This is a genomic window from Streptomyces sp. SID1328 (genome assembly GCF_009865595.1).
Classification (GTDB): Bacteria; Actinomycetota; Actinomycetes; order Streptomycetales; family Streptomycetaceae; genus Streptomyces; species Streptomyces griseoluteus.
Window position 1 is genome coordinate 1 of sequence record NZ_WWKH01000895.1, and the last position, 1,754, is coordinate 1,754.

General features: G+C 70.6%; 2 protein-coding genes and 1 pseudogene. 2 read left to right on the forward strand and 1 reads right to left on the reverse strand.

Going from position 1 to position 1,754, the window contains the following annotated elements; translation table 11 throughout:
• Positions 1 to 445, reverse strand: a 445-nt coding sequence (locus GT030_RS28745) for a 5-formyltetrahydrofolate cyclo-ligase (protein WP_161203584.1), incomplete at its 3' end; no start/stop codon positions are given.
• A gap of 92 nt (positions 446 to 537) precedes the next feature.
• On the opposite strand from GT030_RS28745, the gene galU reads away from it, so the two are divergent.
• Together galU and GT030_RS28755 are read left to right on the forward strand one after the other, a co-directional pair.
• Positions 538 to 1,449: a UTP--glucose-1-phosphate uridylyltransferase GalU gene (galU, locus tag GT030_RS28750; protein WP_161203585.1), complete on the forward strand. Its 912-nt coding sequence runs from the start codon at positions 538 to 540 to the stop codon at positions 1,447 to 1,449.
• Positions 1,446 to 1,754, forward strand: a pseudogene (locus GT030_RS28755) (molybdopterin molybdenumtransferase MoeA); the annotation flags it as partial. The gene galU and the pseudogene GT030_RS28755, both read left to right, overlap by 4 nt.

The following is a 1,754-nucleotide window of genomic DNA, read 5'->3' on the forward strand; positions in this document are numbered from 1 at the left end:
CCCGCCCCAGCCGCATCCCGCGCCCGTCCACCGCGAGGCCCGGCAGCAGCACCACGTCCGCCTCCGTCACCGCGTCGGGTCCGAGGCGCGGCCCGGCGGGCTCGGCCAGCTCCATCCGCCCGCCGTACCGGACCACCGCCAGTGAGCCGGGTCCGGTGTACGGGCCCCAGTCGAGGTCGTCGTCGGGGAGCAGTACCGGGAGCAGCACGCGGGTGCCGCGCTCGCGCAGTGCCTCCAGGAGCGCTGCCGTACCGGGCTCGGTGCCGACCGAGACGTAGGCGGCGACCGTGCGGGCGGCGGCGAGTTCGGGCAGGGCGAGGGCGTGCGCGGCGAGGGCGCGCTCATGGGCGAGAAGCTCTTCCGCGCTCAACCCCCGTCTATTCGCCAGGAGTTCACGCCGCAGACCCCTCTTCGCGGGGTCGTTCGCACGTTCGTCGGATTCCACCTGTGGCCGCCTCCATTTCGGTCCGCGATTATCACGCTCACCTAAGCGGAGCAGGGGATTTCCCCCCAAGGGCACCGGTTAGAGTGGCGCGCATGACTGAGTTGCACCCGAGGATCAGCAAGGCTGTCATTCCGGCGGCCGGGCTGGGTACCCGCTTTCTGCCCGCGACCAAGGCGACGCCCAAGGAGATGTTGCCGGTCGTGGACAAGCCGGCCATCCAGTACGTGGTCGAGGAGGCGGTGACGGCGGGCCTCGAGGACGTCCTCATGGTCACCGGACGCAACAAGCGTCCGCTGGAGGACCACTTCGACCGCAACTACGAGCTGGAGTCCGCTCTCGGCAAGAAGGGCGACGCCGACCGCCTCGCCAAGGTCCAGGAGTCCAGCGACCTGGCCACCATGCACTACGTCCGCCAGGGCGACCCCCGCGGCCTCGGCCACGCAGTGCTGTGCGCCGCCCCGCACGTCGGCAACGAGCCCTTCGCGGTTCTCCTCGGCGACGACCTGATCGACCCCCGCGACCCCCTGCTCCAGCGCATGATCGAGGTGCAGGAACAGCACGGCGGCAGCGTGATCGCCCTCATGGAGGTCGCCCCCGAGCAGATCCACCTCTACGGCTGTGCGGCCGTGGAGAGCACCGAGGACGGCGACGTCGTCAAGGTGACCGGCCTGGTCGAGAAGCCCGACCCGGCGGACGCCCCGTCCAACTACGCCATCATCGGCCGCTACGTCCTGGACCCGCACGTCTTCGACATACTGCGCAAGACCGAGCCCGGCCGGGGCGGCGAGATCCAGCTCACCGACGCCCTCCAGCAGCTCGCGGAGGACGAGAAGGTCGGCGGTCCGGTGCACGGCGTCGTCTTCAAGGGCCGCCGCTATGACACCGGCGACCGTGCCGACTACCTGCGTGCCATTGTCCGTCTCGCGTGCGAACGTGAGGACCTGGGCCCGGACTTCAGGACCTGGCTGCGCAGTTTCGTCGCCGAGGAGATGCAGGAAAGTTGAGCACCGCCGCGAACCGTCCCGTCGGACCGGACCACGTGTGGTCGGTGGACGAGCACCTGGAGGACATTCTCAGCACCGTCCGCCCGCTCGACCCCATCGAGCTCCAGCTCCCCGACGCGCAGGGCTGTGCGCTGGTCGACGACGTCATGGTGCCGGTGTCCCTGCCGCCCTTCGACAACAGCTCCATGGACGGTTACGCGGTACGGGTCACGGACGTGGCCGGGGCGAGCGAGGAGTACCCGGCGGTCCTGGACGTGGTCGGTGACGTCGCCGCCGGCGACGCCGCCCCGGTCCAGGTCGGCCCC

Coding starts and splice junctions, on each gene's coding strand:
- galU (WP_161203585.1), top strand. CDS start 538: ATGACTGAGTTGCACCCGAGGATCAGCAAGGCTGTCATTCCGGCGGCC.